Below are 23,771 nucleotides of genomic sequence, written 5' to 3'. Positions count from 1 at the left end.
CCGCCGAGTCGATCAAGGAGGCCCCGACCCGGTCAGCCAGAAGGCCCCGTAGACCGCCGACGCCACCGCGACCCCGCCGAGCACCGCCGCCGATCTGCCCGTGCGCAGCCGGGCGAGCGCCACCGCGACCGGCAGCAGGAGCGGGAAGGCGGGCAGCAGCAGCCGCGGCTTCGAGCCGAAGTACCCCGACGCGCACAGGGCGAGCGCGACGACGATCCCGCAGTAGACGAGCAGCGCGAGCGGCTGGCCCCGCCGCACGCACAGCACGTAGAGCCAGATCACGAGCGCGACCCCGACGATCAGGCCGAGTCCCGCGAGCGCCGAGGGGAACGACGTGAACTTGGCGCCGACGAAGCGCGCGAAGGCGAGACCGCCGTCGAAGCCGTTGCCCCACTGGCCCTGGACGTCGAGATAGCCGAGGAGGCCGCCCCCGGTGCGGTGCCCCACCCACAGGACGTACGAGGCCGCGCCCAGCGGGGCGAGCAGCACGCCGACGGCCATGCGCCAGGAGATCCTCTTTTCCCGCACGACCTGGACCACGGCCGTCGCCCAGAGCGCGGCGACCACCGCCGCACCCACCGGCCGGGTCAGACCCGCGAGCGAGGCGAGCAGCCCCGCGCTCACCCACCGTCCGGTCAGGACCGCGTACAGCGACCAGGCCGCGAGCGCCGTGAACAGGGACTCGCTGTACGCCATCGACTGCACGATTCCGACGGGGAGCACCGCCCACAGCACGACCGCGCAGACGCCGGCCCGCCGCCCGTACAGCAGCTGGGCCACCAGGAAGATCCCCCAGGCCGCGCACAGCGACGCGAGCCAGCTCACCACCAGGCCCGCGTCCGCGTACGACAGCGGGCTCACCGCCGACACCAGCCGCTCCAGCCACGGCAGCAGCGGGAAGAACGCGAGGTTCGAGTGCACCGTGCCGTCCGGCAGCCGCACCTCCCAGCCGTAGCCGAAATCCGCGACGCGGGTGTACCAGAGCGAGTCCCAGCGGGCGGTCAGCAGCGTGTGCGGGCTCTTCCCCTTCGCCGCGCTCCACACGGCGAGCAGGAGCAGGCCCAGGGCGCGCACCCCGGCATAGGCAAGGAGCGCGGGCGCCGCGCGCCGCAGCGCTCCGGCCGTGCGGGCCGGGGCGCGCCGCGGTTCTTGCAGGTCGACTTCGGTCACGGCGTCGATTATCGGCGCCGGGCGCAACCGGACCGCACGCCGGTGCGTGGTCCAAGAGCGGAGCGTGGCGTACACCACACTCCACGGCGAGGCTCATGAGAGGTCCGCCACGTGGCACCGCAATGAACTCGCGTACTCTGACGGCTCACTCGCCAATCGTTGCGTGGGCACGGGAGTCCGCTCCTTCCGGCCGCAACCGCGGGGAAGTCCCCACCCCGCGGATCCGCCGAGCGCGAGGGACCACTGGGAGGTACGCATATGTCCGGGACGATCACGGCCACCGCGCCCTCTCGCCTGCGGACCGCCGGGCCAGGCGCCAATCGCTGGGTCGTCCTCGTCGTCCTGTGCACCAGCCTGCTGCTCGTCGCCCTCGACGCGACCGTGCTGCACGTCGCAGTCCCCGCCGTCACCCAGGACCTGCGCCCCTCGGCCGTCCAGCTGCTCTGGATCGTCGACGCCTATCCGCTGATCTGCGCGGCGCTCCTGATCCTCTTCGGCACGCTCGGCGACCGCGTCGGCCGCAGACGCGTCCTGCTCCTCGGCTACGCCCTCTTCGGCGTGGCCTCCGCCCTCGCCGTGTTGGCCTCGACACCGCACATCCTGATCCTGGCCCGCGCGCTGCTCGGCGTCGGCGGCGCGATGATCATGCCCGCGACCCTGTCGATCCTGCGCGCGGTCTTCCCCGACCGGCGCGAGCGGGCCGTGGCGATCGGAGTCTGGTCCGCGGTCGCCGCCATAGGCGCCGCGACCGGACCGGTCCTCGGCGGCTTCATGGTCGAGCACTTCTGGTGGGGCTCGGTCTTCCTGATCAACATTCCGCTGATGGCCGTCATGCTGCCCCTCGGCCGTCTCATACTTCCCGAGTCCAAGGGCTGTTCCGACGGGCCCTGGGACGTGGTCGGCGCCTTCATGGCGGCCGTCGGAATGCTCGGTGTCGTCTACGGCGTGAAGCGGCTCGGCGTCGACCGCGACCTGTTCGACCCGTCCGCCGTCGCCCCCCTCCTGGTCGGCGTTGCCGTGCTGATCGTGTTCGTGCGGCGGCAGAAGTGCCGCGAGCATCCGCTCATCGACATGAAGATGTTCGCCAGGCCCGCCTTCTCCACCGCGGTCGGCTGCATCGTCCTCGCCATGCTCGCCCTGGTCGGCCTGGAGCTGATCGCCGTCCAGTACCTCCAGCTGGTACTCGGCCTGAGCCCCCTGGAGACGGGGGTGCGGCTGCTGCCCCTCACCTTCGCGGCGATGGCCGCGGGCGTCCTCGGCTCGTCCCAGCTGCGCCGCTTCGGCCCGCGCCGCATGGTCTCGGCCGGCTTCGTCCTCACCGCGGCCGCGGTGCTCATGCTCACGCTGATGGGACAGCACGACCGGCCGTCGCTGCTCACCTTCGGCTTCGTCCTTCTCGGCTTCGGCCTGCAGACCACCCTCTTCGGGGCGTACGAGTCGATGCTCAGCGAGGCCTCGGCGCAGGACGCCGGCGGCGCCGCGGCGATCGGGGAGACCTCCTACCAGCTCGGCGCGGGCATGGGCATCGCCCTGCTCGGCTCGGTGATGAACGCCGCGTACGCACCCGGGATCGCCCGCGTCAGCGGCGTGCCCGGATCCGCGAGCGCCGACGCGGGCAACTCGCTCGGCGAGGCGTACCAGGTCGCGACGCGGCTCGGCGGCAGTGCCGGTGAGGCGCTGCGCAGCGCCGCCCGGGTCGCCTTCGTCCACGGACTGCACGTGACTCTGTTCGTCAGCGCCGGGTTCCTGCTGCTCGGCGCCGTGGCTGCGCTGCGGCTGCCCAAGCGGATGGAGTGCGAAGCCGCTGCCCCGCAGGACGCGGAGGGCACGGCGAAGATCGGGCCCCAGCGCGGACCCGAGCGGGTCGGCGTGGAGTCCTCCACCGTCGCGTGACGGCTGTCGCGGGCGGTGACCCGGCCGAGGGGCCGGGCCCTGCCCACCCGTGACGCTCAGCTCTGGTTGAAGAAACCGTCCGCAGGACGGCTCTCCGCCTCGCCGTTGACCACCTGCGTGTCGGCAGGGCTCAGCAGGAACACCCGGTTCGCCACCCGCTCGATGGAACCCCGCAGCCCGAACGTGAGCCCGGCCGCGAAGTCGACGACGCGCTTGGCGTCCCCGGGCTCCATGGCCGTGAGGTTGATGATGACCGGGACACCTTCCCGGAACATCTCGCCGATGCCACGGGCGTCCCGGAATCCGTCCGGGGTGACCGTGCCGATCCGGCGGCCCTGCTCCTCGGCGGCGTCGGCCGCCACCTTCACGCGCGGGTCCGTGACCCAGGCGGCGCCGGTCTGCGGCTCGGACCCCTCGACCCTGTCGTCGTCGTAGCCGTCGTAGTAACGCTCGTCATCGTTGTCGTCGACGAGGCCAAGCCAGGCACTCGCCTTGCGCACCGATCCCATGGACGCCTCCTCTCACAGCGGTTCCTCTGCGTTTCGCATCCCTATGGTCGTCCATGATGCGGATGGTGCGCCAAGTGGATAGTCGCCGCGCGGGGTTTTCGTGACGCTACTGGTGCAGAGTCAACACGGCGCTGTCCCATGAATCCCAAGGGTCGTATCCCGTACGGCTGCTGACAGTGAGTGAAATATGATTCTTCGCGGCGTACGGGTGACGACCGGTGCGTACGGGTGAACGGCACCCTCGATACGATGCCGCAGCTTACGTCTTCGGGACCCTCGGGGGAGTCGTCTTGTTCGGAATAGTCCGGCCTTGCAGCCATCGTCTCGGCGAGGGGCTCAAGGCGCAATGGATGGCTCATCTGTGCGGACTCTGCCTGGCACTTCGCGGTGACCACGGGCAGTTCGCGAGGGTTGTTACGAACTATGACGGTTTGCTGATCTCGGTTCTGACGGAGGCTCAGGCCGAATCCGCCGCCGGGGGACGGCGCACGGCGGGGCCCTGTCCACTGCGCGGGATGCGCACCGCGTCCGTCGCGCAGGGCGAGGGTGCCCGGCTCGCCGCTGCCGTCTCGCTCGTCCTCGCCTCGGCCAAGGTCCGCGACCACGTCGCCGACGGCGACGGCCTCCTGGCCCGCAGGCCGGTAGCCGCGGCGGCCCGCCGGGTGGCCACGAAGTGGGGAAAGGCCGGCTCCCGTACGGGTTCTGACGTGGGGTTCGATACGGCCGTCCTGGTCGACGCCGTGGAGCGCCAGCTGGGGATCGAGGCGCTCGCCGGCCGCGGCACCCCGGTGCTCACGGTCACCGAGCCGACCGAGACGGCGACCGCCGCCGCCTTCGCGCACACCGCGGTCCTCGCCGGACGCCCCGGCAACGCGACGCCGCTCGCGGAGGCCGGCCGGCTCTTCGGGCGGCTCGCTCACCTCCTGGACGCCGTGGAGGACAAGGAAACTGACGCCGCGTCGGGTGCCTGGAACCCGCTCACGGCCACCGGCACGGACCTCGCCGAGGCGCGCCGCCTCGCCGACGACGCGCTGCACGGCATCCGCCTCGCCCTGCGCGAGGCCGAATTCTCCGACGGCACGCTCGCGCATCTGCTGCTCGTCCACGAACTGCGCCGCTCGGTCGACCGCGCCTTCGGCACGTCGGGCTGCGCGCACGGCGCCGACGCGTCCCACGGATCCGGCGTCTCGCACGTCGCCGGACCCGCGCACGGCGCGCACGCACCGACGGCGTCCACGCCGCAACAGGGCCCGGGTGCGCCCGGCCCCTGGGTGCCCACCGGATCGGGCCCGTACGTCCCGCCCGGGTCCTCGGGCCCGTACGGCTCGCAGAATCCGTACGGCGGCGGGCAGGGCGGTCCCGGTGGTCCGGGGGGACCCGGCGGCTTCGGCGGCGGGCCGTCCTTCCAGCCGCCGAAGCCCGGCAAGCGCGGATTCCTCGCGGGGTGTGCCGCGGCCATCGGGCTCTGCAGCACCTGCAAGGTGTGCTGTGCCGACGAGTTCGAGGGGCCCTGGTCCCGTAAGAAGCGCGAAGGCTGGTGCAGCGACTGCTGCTCGACCGACTGCAGCTGCTGCGAGGCGTGCTCCATCTGCGAGTGCTGTGAGTGCTGCTCCTGTTGCGACTGCTGAGCCCCCGGGCCCGGGGTAGGAGCCGGTCAGTCCTTGATCTCGGGCGGTGAGATCTGCGACTTCTCGATCGCGGACTCGCTGGTTCCCCACTTCTTCAGGATCTTGTCGTACGTCCCGTCGGCGATCAGCTTGTTCACCGCCGCCCGGAACGCCGGCGCCAGCTTCGTGCCCTTCTTGAAGGCGAAGCCGACGTCGAGCCGGTGGTACTCGTTGAGGAACTTCAGCCCCTCCTGGTGGGCGACGGCATACCGCAGCCCGTTGATGGTGCTCATCACCACGTCGGACCTGCCCTGCTGGAGGGACGACCAGATCGCGCTCTGGTCGGCGTACGTCTTGACGCTGTACGCCTTCTTCCCGGCGTCCGTGCACAGGTGCTTGTTCTCCTCCAGGGTCGCCTCGAACGTGGTGCCCGCGCCGGTCGCCACGTTCAGGCCGCACAGCTGCCCGAGGTCCGTGACCTTCTTCAGATCGCTGTCCTTGCGCACGGCGAAGCCCTGGCCGTCATTGATGTACGTGACGAAGTCGATCGTCCGGCGCCGCTCGTCCGTGACGCCGAAGTTGCCTGTGCCCAGGTCGTACTTGCCGCTGCCGAGCGCGGGCAGGATCGCCTCGAAACCGGCGGCCTCCCGCTTCAGCTTCAGCCCGAGGACCTTGGCGACGGCGTCGGCGAAGTCGATGTCCTGGCCGACGGCGGTTCTGCCGTCCTCCAGATAGAAGGCGCCGGGCGGGGTGCCGCCGATGGAGGCGCCGACGGTCAGTTTGCCGCCCGCCCGGATGTCGGCGGGCAGCAGCTTCGCCGCCGCCTCGTCCTTCCTGACGTTCTTCACCACATCGGTCGTGGGGATCTTGTCGCTCCGGCCGGCGGGCGCGGCGCCGCCCGCCGAGGCACCGGGGTCGCCGGAGCCGCATCCGGCCAGCGCCAGGGTGGCCGCGGTGATCAGCGCGAACGCGACGGGAATTCTCTGATGGGTCGTCAAGATCGTACGCATGGCGTGGAGTTCTGCCCTTCGAAGACAACAGGCACGCAGGTGGACGAGAAAAGAAAGAGGGGAGGGGTACGCGAGGGCGCGTGGGTGTGTGAAGGCGCGGACGAGTGCGCGTACTTGGGCGCACCGTGAGACGCGGAAAACGAAGAAAAGGCAGTAACGCTCAACACGCTGCAAACGCGGCAAGCGTCAGGAAGCGTGGAGAAGAGGGAGAAACAGACGCGCAGCGGGCGTCAGAAGGGCATCAACAGGACGCCGACCACACTCGACCGAAGTCGATGTGGGAGCGCGTGACCAGCCACTGCTGCGGATGCATGGGGCAAGTGGAACAGGCATCCGTTTCCGCGTCAACTCACTTGAGACGTACAGCTCACACTCTGGACAGCCTTGACAGAGAGCGGAGCGAGCCCCTTACTCTCGGTGCGGGGACCGCTGCTGAGGGGCTCGGCCCGCAAGTTCCGTGTGAAGGCATGACCGTGCTGGATTCCAGTGCCCACGGAGCCTTCGCATGTCCTCGAACACGCTCGCAAAGACCACGCCGGTCGCGGCCGGACCGCCTGCCGGCACCGGTGAGGCACAGCCCCGCATCGTCCGCCGGCCCCGCACCGGCCAGTGGCTCGCCGCCGCCGTCGTCCTCGTACTCCTCGCACTCGCCGCCAACTCGGTGATCCGCAACGACGCCTTCCAGTGGGACGTCGTCGCCGAATACTTCACCACGGCATCCGTCCTGCGCGGACTCGGCCTCACCCTCTGGCTGACCGCCCTCGTCATGGCGCTCGGCTTCGCCCTCGGCACCCTGCTCGCCGTCATGCGTCTGTCCGCCAACCCTGTGCTGCGCGCGGTCAGTTGGGGATACGTGTGGCTGTTCAGGTCGATGCCGATCCTGGTGCAGCTGCTGTTCTGGTTCAACATCGGCGCGCTGTACCCGCACATCCTCGGCATCAAGACCGTCAACCTGTTCGGGCCGATCACCGTCGCCATCATCGGCCTCACGCTGCACGAGGCCGCGTACGCCGCCGAGGTGGTGCGCGGCGGCATCCTCTCCGTCGACCGCGGGCAGATCGAGGCCGCGCAGGCGCTCGGGCTGAGCCGGCTGCGGCGCTGGCGGCGGATCATCCTGCCGCAGGCCATGCGCTCCATCGTGCCGCCGGCCGGGAACATGCTGATCGGCACCCTCAAGGGCACCTCCATCGTCAGCGTCATCGCCGTCCAGGACCTGCTCTACTCGGTGCAGCTCGTCTACCACCGCACCTACCAGGTCATCCCGATGCTCCTGGTCGCCACCATCTGGTACGTCGTGGTCACCTCGCTGCTGAGCGCCGGCCAGTTCTACGTCGAGCGGCACTACGCGCGCGGTTCGGAGCGCACCCGATGAGGCCCTCGCTGGTGATCGTGGGAGCCGGTCCGCGGGGGACCGGCATCCTGGAGCGGATCGCCGCGAACTCACCCGAGCACCCGGGCCTCGAACTCGACATCCACCTCGTCGACCCGTTCCCGCCGGGCGGCGGACGGGTCTGGCGGCAGGCGCAGTCCCCGCTGCTCTGGATGAACTCGCAGTCCCAGGACGTCACGATGTTCACCGACGACACGGTCGAACTCGAAGGGCCGGTCCTCCCCGGGCCCGCCCTGCACGAGTGGGCGGACCTCGACGGCCGCGCGTTCGCCGACCGGCAGCTCCAGGGCGCCTATCTGCACTGGGTGTACGAGCAGTCGGTGGCCGCCCTCCCGCCGGGCGTCACCGTCCACCACCACCCGCGCCGCGCCCTGCGCGTCAGCGGCCCCCGCGAAGGCCGCCAGCAGGTGTGGCTCGACGGGCGGGACCGCCCCCTCCTCGCCGACACGGTCATCCTCGCCCAGGGCCACCTGGACGCCGAACTCGACGAAGAGCAACGGGAGTTGAGCGCATACGCTCGCGAGCACGGGCTCGTCCATCTGCCGCCGGACTTCACCGCGGACAGCGACCTGTCCGCGCTCGCGCCCGGCGAGGACGTCCTCGTCCGCGGCTTCGGCCTGGCGTTCGTCGACCTGATGGTGCTCCTGACCGAGGGCCGCGGCGGACGGTACGACGGGGACACGTACATCCCGTCAGGGCGCGAGCCCGTCCTGCACGTCGGCTCCCGGCGCGGCATCCCCTACCACTCCAAGATCGGCTACGACTGGACCGGCGTGCGCCCGCCGCTGCCCCGCTTCCTCGGCCCCGCCGAGATCGACGAACTCCTCGCCCGCCCCGACGGCTACGACTTCCGGCGCGACGTGTGGCCCCTCATCGACAAGGAGCTGGGCTTCGCCCACTACCACCGCCTGTTCGCCGCCCACCCCGAGCGCACCCGCGTCGCCTGGACCGACTTCGAGGAGAAGTACGCCGCCGCAGAACCGCTGAGCGCCGAACTCCACGCACTCGTGGCCTCCGCAGTGCCCGACCCCGCGGACCGCCTCGATCTCACGGCCCTCGACCACCCGCTGGACGGCGTACGCCACACCTCGTACGAGGAACTCCAGGACGGGCTGCGCGGCTACATCACCGCGGACCTCGAACGCCGCCACGACCCCGCGCACAGCCCCGACCTCGCCGTGTTCCTCGGTCTGCTCTCCGTGTACGGGCAGGTCGTGCGGCTCGGGGACATCGGGTCCTGGTGGCACGGCTTCTTCAGCTATCTCGCCTCCGGGCCTCCGGGGCCGCGGCTGCGGCAACTGCTCGCGCTCTCGCGGGCCGGCATCGTGAAGTTCACCGGCGCCGACATGCGGGTCACCGCCGAGGACGGCGTCTTCCGCGCCACGAGCGCCACCGTGCCCGGCTCCGTCGTCGAGGCCCGCGCCCTCGTCGAGGCCCGCCTGCCGCACCCCACCCTCGCCCGCACCCGCGACCGGCTCCTGCGCGAGCTGTACGAGGACGGGGCACAGGCGACCCCGGCGGGACTCCTCGCGGTCGATCCCGAGGACGGGCGCGTCCTGCACCGTGACGGCACGGCACACCCGCGCCGCTTCGCGCTCGGCCCGCACACGAACGCGCGCGGCGCCGGGGCGTTCACCCGGCCGCGTACGAACAGCCCCTCGTTCCGCCAGAACGACGCCACCGCCCGCGCCGTCCTGGCGTTCCTGCGCGACCTCGCCTGTCACGCCGCAGCCTGAGCCCGGCTCCCGCCCGTACCTTTCCGTCCCTTTGAGGAACCCCCATGTCCCTGACCAGTGATCCACCCATCGACAGAACGACATCGGCCACGACGGCCGGCGGCGCCGACGACTACGGCGCGCTGAAGGTGGTGCCCGTCCGCCACCCCTGGCGCTGGGCCGCCATCGTCGCGACCGCCGTCCTGCTCGCCCAGTTCGCGCACGGATTCATCACCAACACCGGCTGGGAATGGGGGGTGTTCGCCGACTACTTCACCGCCGACGTGATCCTCAAGGCGGTGTGGACCACCCTTCAGCTGACGTTCTACGGAACGGCCCTCGGCTTCGCGCTCGGCATCGTCCTTGCCTTCATGCGCCTGTCGGCCAGCCGGTTCCTCCAGGCCGTCGCCTTCGGCTACATCTGGGCGTTCCGCTCGATCCCGCTGATCGTCCAGCTCCTGTTCTGGTTCAACCTGGCCTATCTGTACAAGGAGTTGCAGTTCGGCATCCCCTTCGGGCCCGGCTTCCTCTCCTTCGACACGATGGGCCTGGTCGGCGCGATGAGCGCGGCCGTCCTCGGGCTCGCGCTGCACCAGGCCGCGTACGCCGCCGAGATCGTGCGCGGCGGTGTACTGGCCGTCGACAGCGGCCAGTTGGAGGCCGCGGCCGCGCTCGGCATCCCCCGGCTGCGGCAGATCCGCCGCATCGTCCTGCCGCAGGCCATGCGCTCGATCCTGCCCAACGCGGCCAACGAGGTGATCTCCCTCTTCAAGGGCACCTCGATCGTCTCCGTCATGGCGATCGGCGAGCTCTTCTACCAGGTCCAGGTCATCTACGGCCGCAACGGCCGAGTCGTCCCGCTCCTGATGGTCGCCACCGTCTGGTACGTGCTCCTGACCAGCGCGCTCTCCGTCCTCCAGCACTACGTAGAACGACACTTCTCGAAGGGAACCACCCGATGAGCGACGCGGGCGCCGACCGGACCATGGTCGACATCAAGGCCGTCCACAAGAGCTTCGGCACGCTGGAGGTGCTGCGTGGCATCGACCTGGAGGTGCGCACCGGCGAGGTCACCGTCGTCCTGGGCCCGTCGGGCTCGGGCAAGTCCACGCTCCTGCGCACCATCAACCACCTGGAGAAGGTCGACAGCGGCTGGATCAGCGTCGATGGCGCACTTGTCGGCTACCGCCGTTCCGGCGCCAAGCTGTACGAGCTGCGCGAGCGCGAGGTGCTCAAGCAGCGCACGCAGATCGGCTTCGTCTTCCAGAACTTCAACCTGTTCCCACACCTCACCGTCCTGGAGAACATCGCCGAGGCCCCCGTCTCCGCCCTCAAGCGCCCCCGTAAGGAGGCCCTCGACCACGCGCGCAGGCTGCTGGAGCGCGTCGGGCTCGCCGACAAGGCCGACGCCTACCCGAAGCAGCTCTCCGGCGGGCAGCAGCAGCGCGTCGCCATCGCCCGCGCGCTGGCCCTCGAACCGAAGCTGCTGCTCTTCGACGAGCCGACCTCGGCGCTCGACCCGGAGCTGGTCGGTGAAGTCCTCGACGTCATCAAGGACTTGGCGCTCCAGGGCACCACGATGATCGTCGTCACCCACGAGATCGGCTTCGCCCGCGAGGTCGCCGACACCGTCGTCTTCATGGACGAGGGCCGCATCGTCGAACAGGGCGCCCCCGGCGACGTACTGGACGCTCCGCGCCACGACCGCACGAAGGCGTTCCTCTCCAAGGTCCTGTGACCCTCGGGTCCCTGTTTCCGCACCCTCTTACAACTTCCCTTGTCAACTCGCCTTTCTTCAACAGGAGTTCACGCATGCTGTCCCGCCGCACCCTCGCCCTCTCCGTCGCCGCGCTCGTGGCCGCCCCCCTGCTCACCGCCTGCGGAGGTGACAGCGATGCCGCGACCGGCACCGGCAAGGGCGGCTCCGAGAAGGTGGGCGGCATCAACATCGGGCCCGACCAGCACCGCATCCGCGCCAAGAAGGTCGACGCGATCGCCGCGAAGCTGCCGGCCGCGGTCCGCGAGCGCGGCACGCTCAGGCTCGGCGGCAGCGCCGACGCCTCACCGCCACTCGGCTTCTACGCCACCGACGACAAGACCCGCATCGGCTCCGAGATCGACATCGCGACCCTCGTCGCCGACACGCTCGGCCTGAAGGTCGAGTTCTCCCCGGTGTCCTGGGAGAACCTCTTCGTCGGCCTCGACAGCGGCAAGTTCGACGCCGTCTTCTCGAACGTCACCGTGACGGAGGAGCGCAAGGAGAAGTACGACTTCGCGACCTACCGGCTCGACAACATCGCGTTCGAGGCGAAGAAGGGGACCGACTGGCGGGTCAAGGAGCCCAAGGACGTGGCCGGCAAGACCATCGCCGTGTCCTCCGGCACCAACCAGGAGAAGATCCTCGTCGACTGGAGCGAGCAGGACGAGAAGGCGGGCCTGAAGCCGGTCACCATCAAGTACTTCCAGAAGGACACCGACTACTACCTGGCTCTCCAGTCGGGCCGCATCGACGCCTACCTCGGCCCGAGCCCGAGCGCCGCCTACCACGTGCAGTCCGCGGGCCAGTCACAGATCATCGGCACGCTCTCCGGTGCCGGCGACAAGATCCAGGGCAAGATCGCCGCCACGACGAAGAAGGACAGCGGACTCGTCGACGCGTACGCCGCCGCCCTCGACCACGTGATCAAGGACGGGTCGTACGGGCGCGTCCTGAAGCGCTGGGGTCTGTCGACCGAGGCGGTCGAGAAGTCGGAGATCAACCCGCCCGGCCTGCCCAAGCCGTAGGGGTCCGCCCAGGCCGTAGGGGCCGTCCGCACCTCCGTACCTCCGTTCCCCCTCTTCCTCTTCCTCGCCCAAGGACCTGCTCATGACTACGTCAACCGGGCGCGGCCTGCTGCATCTCGCGGCGGCCGTCGACCAGCCCGACACTTACGACGCCGATCCGTACGTCACGCTCACGCGCCTCGCGGAACGCGGCGCCCTGGACTTCGTCACCCTCGGCGACTCCTTCGGCCGCCCGGGGCCCGACGCGCTCGCCGTACTGTCCCGGGTCGCCCCGGCCACCGGCCGCATCGGCCTCGTGCCCACCGTCACCACCACCCACACCGAGCCCTTCCACGTGCAGGCCGCCGTCGCCACCCTCGACTGGGTGAGCCGGGGCCGCGCCGGCTGGCGGCCCGAGGTGTCCACCACCGAGGAGGAGACCCGCCTCTTCGGCCGCAGGGCCGCCGCGCCCGCCACGGAGCTGTGGCGCGAGGCCGGTGAAGTCGCCGACGTGGCAACCCGGTTGTGGGACAGCTGGGAGGACGACGCGGAGATCCGCGACGTGGCGACCGGACGCTTCATCGACCGGGAGAAGCTGCACCACGTCGACTTCCGGGGCAGCACCTTCTCCGTGCGCGGCCCGTCCATCGTGCCGCGCCCGCCGCAGGGCCACCCCGTCACGGTCGTCGACACCGCGGAGCCGCACGCGTACGACGTCGCGGCCCGCCACGCCGACGTCGCCCTGGTGAAGGCGACGGGTCCGGCCCAGGCCGCCGCCGTCCGCGCCGGACTGCGCCGCAGGGCCGCCGAGTACGGCCGCGATCCCGACGCGCTGCGCGTCCTGGCCACGCTGCGCATCGACCTGGGCGGCGGGGAGCGCGCGGCCGTGGCCGGCCACGGCGGCGGAGGGCCGCTGCCGAGCGCGGACGGCCCGCTCTACCGGGGCGGCCCGGTCGACCTCGCCGACCTCGTCACCGCCTGGCACCGCGCCGGCGCCGTGGACGGTTTCCACCTCACACCCGTCGAGCCACGCCGTGATCTGGAGCGGCTCGTCAACGGCACGGTGCCGCTGCTCCAGCACCGCGGCCTGTTCCGCACGTTCTATCCGGGCAGCACCTTCAGGGAGCACCTGGGGATCGCCCGGCCCGCCAACCAGTACGCCGCGCTCGCGGGGGACCCTTCATGACCTCAACTGCCGATCAGCGTAAGACCGTTCATCTCGCCGCCCACTTCCCCGGAGTCAACAACACCACCGTCTGGACCGATCCGCGCTCCCGCTCCCAGATCGACTTCGCGTCGTTCGAGCACCTCGCCCGCACCGCCGAGCGCGGCCTGTTCGACTTCTTCTTCCTCGCGGAGGGGCTGCGGCTGCGCGAGCACAAGGGGCGCGTCCACGACCTCGACGTCGTCGGGCGGCCCGAATCCATCACCGTCCTGAACGCCCTCGCGGCCGTCACCGAGCGGCTCGGCCTCGCCGCGACCGTCAACGCGACGTTCAACGAGCCCTACGAGACCGCCCGCAGGTTCGCCACGCTCGACCACCTCAGCGGGGGCCGCGCCGCCTGGAACGTGGTCACCTCCTCCGACGCGTTCACCGGCGAGAACTTCCGCCGCGGCGGCTATCTCGACCGGGCGGACCGCTATACCCGGGCCGCCGAATTCGTGGAGACTGCACGGGAGTTGTGGGACGCGGGCCTCGGCAGGGCGGTCCGTCACCAAGGCCGGCACTTCGACATCGAGGGCGAGTTCACCCTGCCGCGCTCCCCGCAGGGGCACCCCGTCGTCATCCAGGCCGGGGACTCCCCGGAGGGGCGCGAGTTCGCGGCGTCCACGGCCGACGTGATCTTCACGCGGCACGGCACGCTGGAGGCGGGCCGCGCGTTCTACGCCGATGTGAAGGGCCGGCTCGCGGCGTACGGGCGTACCGCCGGGGACCTGAAGATCATGCCGGGTGTCACCGTCGTGCTCGGCGACACCGCGGCCGAGGCTCAGGAGCGGGCCGCCGGAATCCGGCGCCAGCAGGTGTCCCCGCAGAACGCGCTCCTCACGCTGGAGCAGATCTGGGGCGTCGACCTCTCCTCGTACGACCCCGACGGGCCGCTGCCGGACATCGATCCGGTCGTCGACTCCGGGCTCTCCCAGGGCCGGACCAAGCGCGGCGATCCCCGTGCCATCGCCGAGCAGTGGCGCGCCCTGTCGCGCGCCAAGGGCCTGTCCATCCGGCAGACCGTCATCGAGACCACCACACGCCAGTCGTTCATCGGTACCCCGGAGGCGGTCGCCGCCGAGCTCGACGAGTTCGTGCAGAGCGACGCGGCCGACGGCTTCATCCTCGTACCGCACCTCACCCCGGGCGGCCTGGACGAGTTCGTCGACCAGGTGGTGCCCCTGCTCCAGGAGCGCGGTGCGTACCGCACGGAATACACCGGTACGACGCTGCGCTCCCATCTGGGGCTGAAAGAACCCGTACGCCCCGCACGCGAGGAAGGCCTGACCGTATGACCGACGACGCGACCGGCGCAGCCGGCGCCTGGCAGCAGTGGCACGAACAGCGGACCGCGTCCGTCTCAGAGCCCTACGGACCGCTCGCCCTCACCGGCACCCACTGGCTCGACGACTATCCGGAAGGAACACTTCCGGCTATTCCCGGGAAGTGGCGGGCCGACGGCGACTCGGCCGTCCTGACCGCCGCCCCCGAGGACGGCCTCACCCGCGACGGACAGCCGCTGACCGGCGAGGTGCGGCTCACGGCGGACGCGCAGGTCGGCCTCGGCGAGCGCCGTCTGGTCGCGATCGTGCGCGAAGGCCTGTGGGCCGTACGCGACTTCGACCCGCAGTCGGGGCCGCGGCGCGCCTTCCGCGGCATCGAGGCCACCGCCCACGACCCGCGCTGGTCGGTCGAGGGCCGCTTCACGCCGTACGAGGAGAGCCGCACGGTCCGCGTGGAGAACGCCGACGGCAAGGAGCGCGGCCTCGGCCTCGGCGGCGAACTGGCCTTCACCCTCGAAGGACAGGACCTCACCCTCCAGGTCGCCGTGCAGGCGGACGGCTCGCTGTGGGCCGTGTTCGCCGACGTGACCAGCGGCGACGGGACCTTCAGGTTCCGCTTCCTGCGGGCCGCGGCGCCCGACGCCGAAGGCCGTACGAACGTGGACTTCAACCGCGCGGTGCTGCCGCCCTGCGCCTTCGCCGACCACTTCATCTGCCCCTTCCCGCCGCCCGGCAACACCCTGCCGGTCAAGATCGAGGCGGGCGAACGGAACCTCGTCGGCCACAACTCCGTCTGACAGGGGAGCCGAGCCCCGGCGGCCTGCGCACCACAGCAGCAGCCGTCGGGGCATGTGGTCGTGTACCGGACGGACGGCCGAAAGGCGCCCTTGTGCCGGTCAGTTGAAACGCCGAATACTCCCGAGCAGCGCTTGTCAGGGGCACCGCATCTTCGGAACACTCCGGAATCCGGAATCCGAACGGCGGGCCGCTGGCTGCGCCTCACGGGCCCCGACCCCACGCGGGCCCCCGACTTCCCTCGGGAGGGAACGACCAGTGAGGATCAAGCGCACCACCCCCCGCAGTGGCATAGCGAGACGCGCCCGGATGATCTCCGTGGCCTCCGGACTCGTCGCCATCGGCGCACTCGCCGTCCCCACGGCCAGCGCGTCGGACGCGCCCGTCGCGCACACCTTCAGCGCGACCCAGCTCACCCAGGCCGGCACGTCCGTCCTGAAGTCCGATGTACCCGGCACCGCCTGGGCGGTCGACCAGAAGACCAAGCAGGTCGTCGTCACCGCCGACAGCACGGTCTCCCAGGCCGAGATCGCCAGGATCCAGAAGGCGGCCGGCAGCAACGCGGGCGCCCTGAAGATCGAGCGCAGCCCCGGCACCTTCAAGAAGCTGGTCTCCGGCGGCGACGCCATCTATGCGAGTAGCTGGCGCTGCTCGCTCGGCTTCAACGTCCGCTCGGGCAGCACCTACTACTTCCTGACCGCGGGCCACTGCACCGACGGCGCCGGCACCTGGTGGTCGAACTCCTCGCACTCGACGGCCATCGGTTCGACCGCGGGATCCAGCTTCCCGGGCAACGACTACGGCCTCGTCAGGTACACCAGCACGGGGACCCCGCCCGGAACGGTCGGCAGCCAGGACATCACCGGTGCGGCCACGCCGTCCGTGGGGACCACGGTCACCCGGCGCGGCTCGACCACCGGGATCCACAGCGGCCGCGTCACCGCGCTCAACGCCACCGTGAACTACGGCGGCGGCGACATCGTCTCCGGCCTCATCCAGACCACGGTCTGCGCCGAGCCCGGCGACTCCGGCGGCCCGCTCTACGGCGGCTCCACCGCGTACGGCCTGACCTCCGGCGGCAGCGGCGACTGCACCTCCGGTGGTACGACCTTCTTCCAGCCGGTCACCGAGGCGCTGAGCGCGTACGGAGTGAGCGTCTACTGATCCGTGTCCACCGGCCGGCGCTGACCGGCCGGCGGGCAGTCCGACCTGCGGCCAGCAGCAGGGAGCCCCCGCACGGCAACTGCCGTGCGGGGGCTCCCTCTTGTGCGCGTTCCGGAGTTACCTTCGAAGGGGAAACCGTCGAAAAACGTCCCTGAGTGCCTGGGTCCGACCCCTGGAGGCCTCCATGGTCGAGGAGCTGGTGGTGGCGGGTGCCGCTGTCGCGTCCGCCGCGGTGATCTGCGTGACGGCTGCGGCGGCGCGCGTCGTCAAACAGTACGAGCGGGGCGTGGTCTTCCGCCTGGGGCGGCTGCGACCGGATGTGCGTGGCCCGGGGTTCACGATGATCGTGCCGTTCGTGGACCGGCTCCGTAAGGTCAACATGCAGATCGTCACGATGCCGGTGCCCGCGCAGGACGGCATCACCCGGGACAACGTCACGGTGCGGGTCGACGCCGTCATCTACTTCAAGGTCGTCGACGCTTCCGAAGCCGTCGTGCAGGTGGAGGACTACCGGTTCGCCGTCTCGCAGATGGCGCAGACCTCACTGCGGTCGATCATCGGCAAGAGCGACCTCGACGACCTGCTCTCGAACCGCGAGAAGCTCAACCAGGGACTCGAGTTGATGATCGACAGCCCGGCCATCGGCTGGGGCGTGCAGATCGACCGCGTAGAGATAAAGGACGTGTCGCTGCCCGAGACCATGAAGCGCTCGATGTCCCGGCAGGCCGAGGCGGAACGTGAGCGGCGCGCCCGGATCATCAACGCGGACGCCGAACTCCAGGCCTCCAGGAAGCTCGCCGAGGCGGCCTCGGAGATGTCCGAGCAGCCCGCGGCGCTCCAACTGAGACTCCTGCAGACCGTGGTGGCCGTCGCCGCCGAGAAGAACTCGACCCTCGTGCTCCCCTTCCCGGTGGAGCTCCTGCGCTTCCTGGAACGGGCTACCCCGGGGGACGCGGCGCGGCAGCCGGCCGCCGAACAGCAGCCGATTCCCGGCCCGGTGGTAGCAGAGCAGCCGTCGGTTTCCGGTCCGGCGGCATCGGAATCAGGACAGGACTAGACCTCACGCATTGCGGACCGTACCTCTGCGCGGAGTGTTTGCAGTGGGAACCGACGTGGTGCGAAGGGCGCATGACGGGGGTGCACGCGGCCGGGGGAGCGCATAGCGTCAGTCGCACGCGCGTCCTGAAGTCGACCTTGTGTGTCCCCTGTGGCCGTCGGGATAGTGGGCGCGTCAACCTACGGGACCGGCTCACCCCACAGCGGTCGGTTCCGACCCCCCACAGGAGGACGAGAGTTGAAGCACCGACGCATACCCAAGCGGCGTGCCGCCGCGGTAGGAGCGGGCATCGCCGCCCTGGTCGCCGCGGGAGTCACTTTCCAGACTGCGAACGCGAGCACGGACACCCCTGATGTGGCCCCGCAGACCCTGTCGATCGCGAAGGCCGGAAATCTCGCCTCGTCCCTGACCAAGGACCTCGGCGCGGACTCGGCGGGCACGTACTACGACGCGAAGGCCAAGCACCTCGTCGTGAACGTCCTGAACAAGGACGCCGCGGACATCGTGCGGGCGGCCGGAGCCAAGGCCAGAGTCGTCGAGAACTCCCTGGCCGAACTGAAGGGCGCCCGCACCACCCTGAAGCAGGACGCGACGATCCCCGGCACGTCGTGGGCGGTCGACCCGGCCACCAACAAGGTCGTCGTGACCGCCGACCGCACGGTCGACGCGGCCGCGTGGAGCAAGCTGAGCAAGGTCGTCGACGGTCTCGGCTCCAAGGCCGAACTCCAGCGCACCAAGGGTGAGTTCAAACCCCTGATCGCGGGCGGCGACGCCATCACCGGCAGCGGCGGCCGGTGCTCCCTCGGCTTCAACGTGGTCAAGGGCGGCCAGCCGTACTTCATCACGGCCGGCCACTGCACCGAGGCGATCTCGACCTGGTCGGACTCCAGCGGCCAGAAGATCGGCACGAACGAGCAGTCCAGCTTCCCGGACAACGACTTCGGCCTGGTCAAGTACACCGCCGACGTCGCGCACCCGAGCGAGGTCGACCTCTACAACGGCTCCAGCCAGCAGATCGCCAAGGCGGGCGACGCGACCGTCGGCATGAAGGTGACCCGCAGCGGCTCCACGACCCAGGTCCACGACGGCAGCGTCACCGGCCTGGACGCCACCGTGAACTACGGCAACGGCGACATCGTCAACGGGCTCATCCAGACCGACGTCTGCGCCGAGCCCGGCGACAGCGGCGGCTCGCTCTTCTCGGGCGACACCGCGATCGGCCTCACCTCGGGCGGCAGCGGCGACTGCAGCTCCGGCGGGGAGACCTTCTTCCAGCCGGTGACGGAGGCGCTGTCCACGTTCGGCGCCGAGATCGGCTGACGTAACGACGGCTGATGTAACGACAGCGAGACAGTCCGAAAGCTGGACAGCCAGCCGCAGGGGCCGGCCCGTCATCGACGGGTCGGCCCCTCGCGTTCTGAGCGGTTCGGGCGTTCCGGGTGCTCTGGGTGTTCCGGGGGCTTCGGGTGTTCCGGCTGCTTCGGGGGCCGGGCGGGGCGGCGGCTGTCTGGATCATGACCCCACGGTCCGGGGAACCCGGTGTTTGTGCAGGTGGGGTGCGGCTGAACGGGTGCCCGGGGGAGTGACCTCGCTCGGATGTCGCACATGCGTTCGATACTTGGTCTATGGTGGTGGTGGGGAGGCGAGAGCAGGTCGGTTCGAGGTGTGCAGGAGGTGCGTGTGCCAGGGTTCACGCATTTGCACACCGTTTCCGGGTTCTCCCTCAGGTACGGGGCCTCGCACCCGGAGCGGCTGGCCGAGCGTGCCTCCGAGCGGGGCATGGACGCGCTCGCCCTCACCGACCGGGACACCCTCGCGGGCTCGGTCAGGTTCGCCAAGGCCTGCGCCAAGGCAGGGGTGCGGCCGCTGTTCGGGACGGACCTCGCGGTGAGCGGACCCCCGCCGGCCGGATCCACCGCGCCGGGCCGTGCTCCGGCCGAGCGGCGCAGGCAGCCCGTGCGCGGCGGCGCCTTCATCGATGAGTCGACCCCGCGCGTGATCTTCCTCGCCCGCGACGGAGCCACCGGCTGGGCCTCCCTGTGCCGCCTGGTCACCGCCGCCCACGCCGCCGGCGAGACCCGGCTGACCTGGGAGGACAACCACGGCGACGGCCTGACCGTGCTGCTCGGACCCGCGTCCGACGTCGGCCGCGCGCTCGCTGCGGGACGCCCCGACAGGGCCGCGCGCCTCCTCGCCCCCTGGCGGGAGATCTACGGCGACGCCCTGCGCCTCGAAGCCGTCCACCACGGCCGCGAGGGAACGGGTCCCGGATCCCTGCGCCTGGCCGCCCGCACCGTCGGCTTCGCCGCCGAACAAGGCATCCGCCCCGTCCTCAGCAACGACGTCCGGTACGCCGACCCGGGCCTCGGCCCGGTCGCCGACGTCCTCGACGCCGCGCGCCGCCTCGTCCCGGTCGACCCCCGCAGGGAACTCGACAGCGGCGAGCGCTGGCTGAAGGACGCCGCGGCCATGCTGATGACGGCCGAACGGGTGGTCGAGGCGGCGGGCTTCCGTCGCGACGCCGCGTACCGGCTGCTCGAACAGACCAGCGCCGTGGCGGCCGAATGCCGCGTCGACCCCGAGGACGACCTCGGCGTCGGCTCCGTGCACTTCCCCGAACCGCGGCTCGTCGGCGCCGGCCGCCGCACCGCCCAGCGGGTCCTCGCGTCGCGGGCTGCGGCGGGGATGCTGCGCCTCGGGTACGACCGGAAGCGGGAGTACTGGGAGCGGATGCACCGCGAGCTGGACATCATCGCGTACCACGACTTCGCCACCTACTTCCTGACGGTGTCCCAAGTCGTCGACGACGTAAGGGGCATGGGCATCCGGGTCGCCGCCCGCGGCTCAGGCGCCGGGTCTCTCGTCAACCACCTGCTCGGCATCGCGCACGCTGACCCGGTCGAACACGGCCTCCTCATGGAGCGGTTCCTGTCCAAGCGCCGCTCCGTCCTGCCCGACATCGACATCGACGTGGAGTCGGCCCGGCGCCTGGAGGTCTACCGGGCGATCATCGGCCGGTTCGGCGCCGAGCGCGTCGCGACCGTCTCGATGCCGGAGACGTACCGCGTCCGCCACGCCGTACGCGATGTGGGCGCGGCCCTGTCCATGGACCCGGCCGACATCGACAGGATCGCCAAGTCCTTCCCGCACATCCGTGCCCGCGACGCGCGGGCCGCGCTGGAGGAACTGCCCGAACTGCGGGAACTGGCAGGGGAGTCCCGGCGGGGCGGGGACAAGTACGGACGCATGTGGGAGCTGGTCGAGGCGCTCGACGCGCTGCCGCGCGGTATCGCCATGCACCCGTGCGGGGTGCTGCTCTCGGACGCCTCGCTGCTCGCCCGTACGCCCGTCGTGCCGACCAGCGGCGAGGGCTTCCCCATGTCGCAGTTCGACAAGGAGGACGTCGAGGACCTCGGCCTGCTCAAGCTCGACGTCCTCGGAGTGCGGATGCAGTCGGCGATGGCGCACGCGGTCGCGGAGACCGAGCGGGCGACCGGCTCCACGGTGGACCTGGACGCGGTGCCGCCCGGCGACCCGGCGACGTACCGGCTCATCAAGTCCACCGAGACGCTGGGCTGTTTCCAGATCGAGTCGCCGGGCCAGCGGGACCTGGTGGGACGGCTCCAGCCGGCCACCTTCCACGACCTCGTGGTGGACATCTCGCTGTTCCGCCCGGGACCCGTCGCCGCCGACATGGTGCGCCCGTTCATCGAGGCGCGGCACGGGCGCGCGCCGGTCCGCTATCCGCACCGCGACCTGGAGGGGCCCCTGAAGGAGACGTACGGGGTCGTCGTCTTCCACGAGCAGATCATCGAGATCGTGAACATCATGACGGGGTGCGGCCGCGACGAGGCGGACCGGGTCAGGAGAGGGCTGTCCGACCCCGAGTCGCAGGGCCGCATCCGGTTCTGGTTCGCGCAGCAGGCGGCGGCGCACGGATACGACGCCGAGACCATCACCCGCACCTGGGAGATCGTCGAGGCCTTCGGGTCGTACGGGTTCTGCAAGGCGCACGCCGTCGCCTTCGCGGTGCCGACCTATCAGTCGGCGTGGCTGAAGGCCCATCACCCGGCCGCGTTCTACGCGGGGTTGCTCACGCACGACCCCGGGATGTACCCGAAGCGGCTGATTCTCGCGGACGCGCGGCGGCGCGGGGTGCCGGTCCTTCCGCTGGACGTGAACAAGTCCGCGGTCGCTCACCGTATCGAACTGGTGTCTGATAATGGGGGTGGTGGTCACGAAAGCAGTGGTCACGAAAGTGGTGGTCACAAAGGGGAGAAGTGGGGCGTGCGGCTCGCGCTCTCCGACGTGCACGGCATCAGCGAGGCCGAGGCGGCCCGCATCGAGGAGGGGCAGCCCTACTCCTCGCTGCTCGACTTCTGGGAGCGGGCCCGGCCCAGCCGGCCGCTCGCGCAGCGGCTCGCCCAGGTCGGCGGGCTCGACGCGTTCGGCGCCAACCGGCGCGACCTGCAACTCCACTTGACGGAACTCCACCGGGGAACACGCGGGTCCCAGGGCGCCCGCGGCGCCCAACTGCCCCTGTCCGGCGGCCACGGGACCGCGCCGGCCGGCCTGCCCGACCTCGGCGACGCCGAGCGGCTCAGCGCCGAACTCGGGGTCCTCGGAATGGACGCCTCCCGCCATCTCATGGGCGACCACGAGAAGTTCCTGGAGGAGCTGGGGGTGCTGACGGCGCGCCGCCTGCGCGAGGCCGAGCACGGCAAGGTCGTACTGGTCGCGGGCGCCAAGGTCGCCACGCAGACCCCGCCGATCCGCTCCGGCAAGCGCGTCATCTTCACGACCCTGGACGACGGCACGGGCCTGGTCGACCTGGCCTTCTTCGACGACGCGCACGCCGCGTGCGCGCACACCGTCTTCCACTCCTGGCTGCTCCTCGTCCGCGGTACGGTCCAGCGGCGCGGACCGCGCAGCCTCAGCGTGGTCGGCGCGGCCGCGTGGAACCTCGCCGACCTGGTGGAGGTGCGCCGGCAGGGCGGCCTCGACGCGGTGGCGCTGCGCCTGGCGGAGCCGCCCGAACAGCCGCCGTCCGACGACGAAGACCCGATGGACGGCCGCCGCATCCACCTGGCCACCGGATACGAGATGCACCCCTGGGCGGACCTGCGCCCGGCGGGCGACGGTCAGTCCGGACCACCGCGCAAACTGTGGCACCAGAGCCCCGGGAGCGCGGGATGACGATCCTGTACGTACGGTTCCTGCTGCCGCCCATGTACGAGGCGGCACTGCCCCAACTGATCGGCCTGCTCGGCGAGTTCAGCCCGGCGGTCGAGGCGCTGCCGCCCGACGCCGCCCTCGTGGACCTGGGCGGCGCCGTGCGCTACTTCGGGCGGGACGCCGTCGAACTCGCCGCGGTGATCCGGGTGCGGGCGCTCGCCCTGTACGGGGTGGAGTGCGTGATCGGTGCGGGCCCCGGACCGATGCTGGCGCGGATGGCCGCGCGGACGGCCTCGCCCGGGGTGACCCGGGTGGTGCCGGGGGACCCCGGCACCGTGGCGGAGTTCCTCGCCGGGCAGCCGGTCGCCGCGCTGCCCGGCGTCGGCGCCGCCACCGCCCGCACCCTGTGCGAGTACGGGCTCGACACCCTCGACAGGGTGGCCGCCGCCCCCCAGGGCACCCTGCAGCGGCTCACCACCGCCCGCATCGGCCGTGAACTGTACGAGAAGGCGCGCGGCGTCGACCGCACCCGGGTCACACCCAACGCCGCCGCGCGGTCCACCGCCGCCGAACGCCCCTTCCCGCGCGACGAACTCGACCCGTACCGGCACCGCCGCGCCCTGCTCTCCCTCGCCGACGAGCTGGGCGCCCGGCTCCGCGACGGGAAGCAGGTGTGCCGCTCGCTGACCCTCACCGTGCGCTACGCCGACCGGTCCACGACGACCCGCAGCCGTACGCTCCCCGAGCCCACCGGGCACACGACCGCGCTGTCCACGGCCGCGTACCGGATGTACGAGGCGCTCGGCCTGCAACGGGCCAGGGTGCGGGCGCTCGCTCTGCGGGCGGAGGGGCTCCGTCCGGTGGAGGGGGCCGCCCGCCAGCTGACCTTCGACCCCGCGGACGAGAAGGCGCGGGCGCTGGAGGCGGTGGCCGACCGGGCCCGGGCGAAGTTCGGCCCCGGGGCGATCGTGCCCGGACGGCTCGCCGCATGAGCCCCTTGGCTGAGCCTCTACTGAGCCCCCACTAGGCCCCT

Annotated in this window: 18 protein-coding genes; 15 read left to right on the top strand and 3 right to left on the bottom strand. The window is 71.2% G+C overall.

Annotated elements, in window-relative coordinates; translation table 11 throughout:
- Positions 1 to 12: 12 nt before the first annotated feature.
- Positions 13 to 1,170 carry a hypothetical protein gene (locus tag ACIPWY_RS33775; RefSeq protein WP_393704744.1) on the bottom strand — a complete coding sequence of 386 codons (1,158 nt, stop codon included), beginning with the start codon at positions 1,168 to 1,170 and terminating at the stop codon, positions 13 to 15.
- Between the two features lie 258 nt (positions 1,171 to 1,428).
- Here ACIPWY_RS33775 and ACIPWY_RS33770 point away from each other — a divergent pair, with 258 nt between their 5' ends.
- The gene (locus ACIPWY_RS33770) at positions 1,429 to 3,063 is read left to right on the top strand and encodes an MFS transporter (RefSeq protein ID WP_401536325.1); all 1,635 of its coding nucleotides are present in this window, start codon (positions 1,429 to 1,431) and stop codon (positions 3,061 to 3,063) included.
- A 56-nt stretch (positions 3,064 to 3,119) separates the two neighbouring features.
- On the opposite strand, the gene ACIPWY_RS33765 is transcribed toward ACIPWY_RS33770, so the two are convergent.
- Positions 3,120 to 3,572, bottom strand: a complete 453-nt coding sequence (locus ACIPWY_RS33765; protein ID WP_362909696.1) for a cell division protein SepF — start codon at positions 3,570 to 3,572, stop codon at positions 3,120 to 3,122.
- Positions 3,573 to 3,862: 290 nt separating this feature from the next.
- Between ACIPWY_RS33765 and ACIPWY_RS33760 the strand changes: the two genes are divergently transcribed.
- Positions 3,863 to 5,200, top strand: coding sequence for a DUF5685 family protein (locus ACIPWY_RS33760; protein WP_401536323.1), 1,338 nt, complete (start codon positions 3,863 to 3,865; stop codon positions 5,198 to 5,200).
- Between the two features lie 26 nt (positions 5,201 to 5,226).
- Here ACIPWY_RS33760 and ACIPWY_RS33755 read toward each other — a convergent pair whose 3' ends face one another.
- The gene (locus ACIPWY_RS33755; protein ID WP_383896276.1) at positions 5,227 to 6,189 is read right to left on the bottom strand and encodes an ABC transporter substrate-binding protein; all 963 of its coding nucleotides are present in this window, start codon (positions 6,187 to 6,189) and stop codon (positions 5,227 to 5,229) included.
- Positions 6,190 to 6,694: 505 nt separating this feature from the next.
- Between ACIPWY_RS33755 and ACIPWY_RS33750 the strand changes: the two genes are divergently transcribed.
- The 13 genes from ACIPWY_RS33750 (at position 6,695) to ACIPWY_RS33690 (ending at position 23,730) form a co-directional block, all read left to right on the top strand.
- Positions 6,695 to 7,561, top strand: a complete 867-nt coding sequence (locus tag ACIPWY_RS33750; protein ID WP_362909702.1) for an amino acid ABC transporter permease — start codon at positions 6,695 to 6,697, stop codon at positions 7,559 to 7,561.
- Entirely contained in the window at positions 7,558 to 9,315 is a 1,758-nt protein-coding gene (locus ACIPWY_RS33745) for an FAD/NAD(P)-binding protein (protein WP_393704750.1), read from the top strand. Before ACIPWY_RS33750 ends, ACIPWY_RS33745 begins: the two co-directional genes overlap by 4 nt.
- A gap of 44 nt (positions 9,316 to 9,359) precedes the next feature.
- Entirely contained in the window at positions 9,360 to 10,256 is an 897-nt protein-coding gene (locus ACIPWY_RS33740) for an amino acid ABC transporter permease (RefSeq protein ID WP_362909706.1), read from the top strand.
- Between the two features lie 23 nt (positions 10,257 to 10,279).
- Positions 10,280 to 11,032, top strand: a complete 753-nt coding sequence (locus ACIPWY_RS33735; protein WP_389544204.1) for an amino acid ABC transporter ATP-binding protein — start codon at positions 10,280 to 10,282, stop codon at positions 11,030 to 11,032.
- Positions 11,033 to 11,106: 74 nt separating this feature from the next.
- Complete coding sequence (locus ACIPWY_RS33730) at positions 11,107 to 12,078, top strand: ABC transporter substrate-binding protein (RefSeq protein WP_362909708.1); 972 nt, start codon at positions 11,107 to 11,109, stop codon at positions 12,076 to 12,078.
- An 82-nt stretch (positions 12,079 to 12,160) separates the two neighbouring features.
- Positions 12,161 to 13,243: an LLM class flavin-dependent oxidoreductase gene (locus tag ACIPWY_RS33725; protein ID WP_362909711.1), complete on the top strand. Its 1,083-nt coding sequence runs from the start codon at positions 12,161 to 12,163 to the stop codon at positions 13,241 to 13,243.
- The gene (locus ACIPWY_RS33720) at positions 13,240 to 14,559 is read left to right on the top strand and encodes an LLM class flavin-dependent oxidoreductase (protein ID WP_393704753.1); all 1,320 of its coding nucleotides are present in this window, start codon (positions 13,240 to 13,242) and stop codon (positions 14,557 to 14,559) included. Before ACIPWY_RS33725 ends, ACIPWY_RS33720 begins: the two co-directional genes overlap by 4 nt.
- The gene (locus ACIPWY_RS33715) at positions 14,556 to 15,344 is read left to right on the top strand and encodes a DUF1684 domain-containing protein (RefSeq protein WP_393704755.1); all 789 of its coding nucleotides are present in this window, start codon (positions 14,556 to 14,558) and stop codon (positions 15,342 to 15,344) included. The genes ACIPWY_RS33720 and ACIPWY_RS33715 overlap by 4 nt, the downstream gene beginning before the upstream one ends.
- A 256-nt stretch (positions 15,345 to 15,600) precedes the next feature.
- Positions 15,601 to 16,506 carry a S1 family peptidase gene (locus ACIPWY_RS33710; RefSeq protein WP_401536318.1) on the top strand — a complete coding sequence of 302 codons (906 nt, stop codon included), beginning with the start codon at positions 15,601 to 15,603 and terminating at the stop codon, positions 16,504 to 16,506.
- Positions 16,507 to 16,690: 184 nt separating this feature from the next.
- The gene (locus tag ACIPWY_RS33705; protein ID WP_362909719.1) at positions 16,691 to 17,563 is read left to right on the top strand and encodes a slipin family protein; all 873 of its coding nucleotides are present in this window, start codon (positions 16,691 to 16,693) and stop codon (positions 17,561 to 17,563) included.
- A gap of 237 nt (positions 17,564 to 17,800) precedes the next feature.
- The gene (locus ACIPWY_RS33700) at positions 17,801 to 18,883 is read left to right on the top strand and encodes a S1 family peptidase (RefSeq protein ID WP_401536316.1); all 1,083 of its coding nucleotides are present in this window, start codon (positions 17,801 to 17,803) and stop codon (positions 18,881 to 18,883) included.
- 360 nt (positions 18,884 to 19,243) lie between these two features.
- Entirely contained in the window at positions 19,244 to 22,759 is a 3,516-nt protein-coding gene (locus ACIPWY_RS33695) for a DNA polymerase III subunit alpha (protein WP_401536314.1), read from the top strand.
- Positions 22,756 to 23,730, top strand: a complete 975-nt coding sequence (locus tag ACIPWY_RS33690) for a DNA polymerase thumb domain-containing protein (RefSeq protein WP_401536312.1) — start codon at positions 22,756 to 22,758, stop codon at positions 23,728 to 23,730. The genes ACIPWY_RS33695 and ACIPWY_RS33690 overlap by 4 nt, the downstream gene beginning before the upstream one ends.
- Positions 23,731 to 23,771: the final 41 nt, after the last annotated feature.

The organism is Streptomyces sp. NPDC090032, from assembly GCF_044748025.1.
Classification (GTDB): domain Bacteria; phylum Actinomycetota; class Actinomycetes; order Streptomycetales; family Streptomycetaceae; genus Streptomyces.
This window is presented reverse-complemented; position numbering and strand designations above follow the sequence as displayed.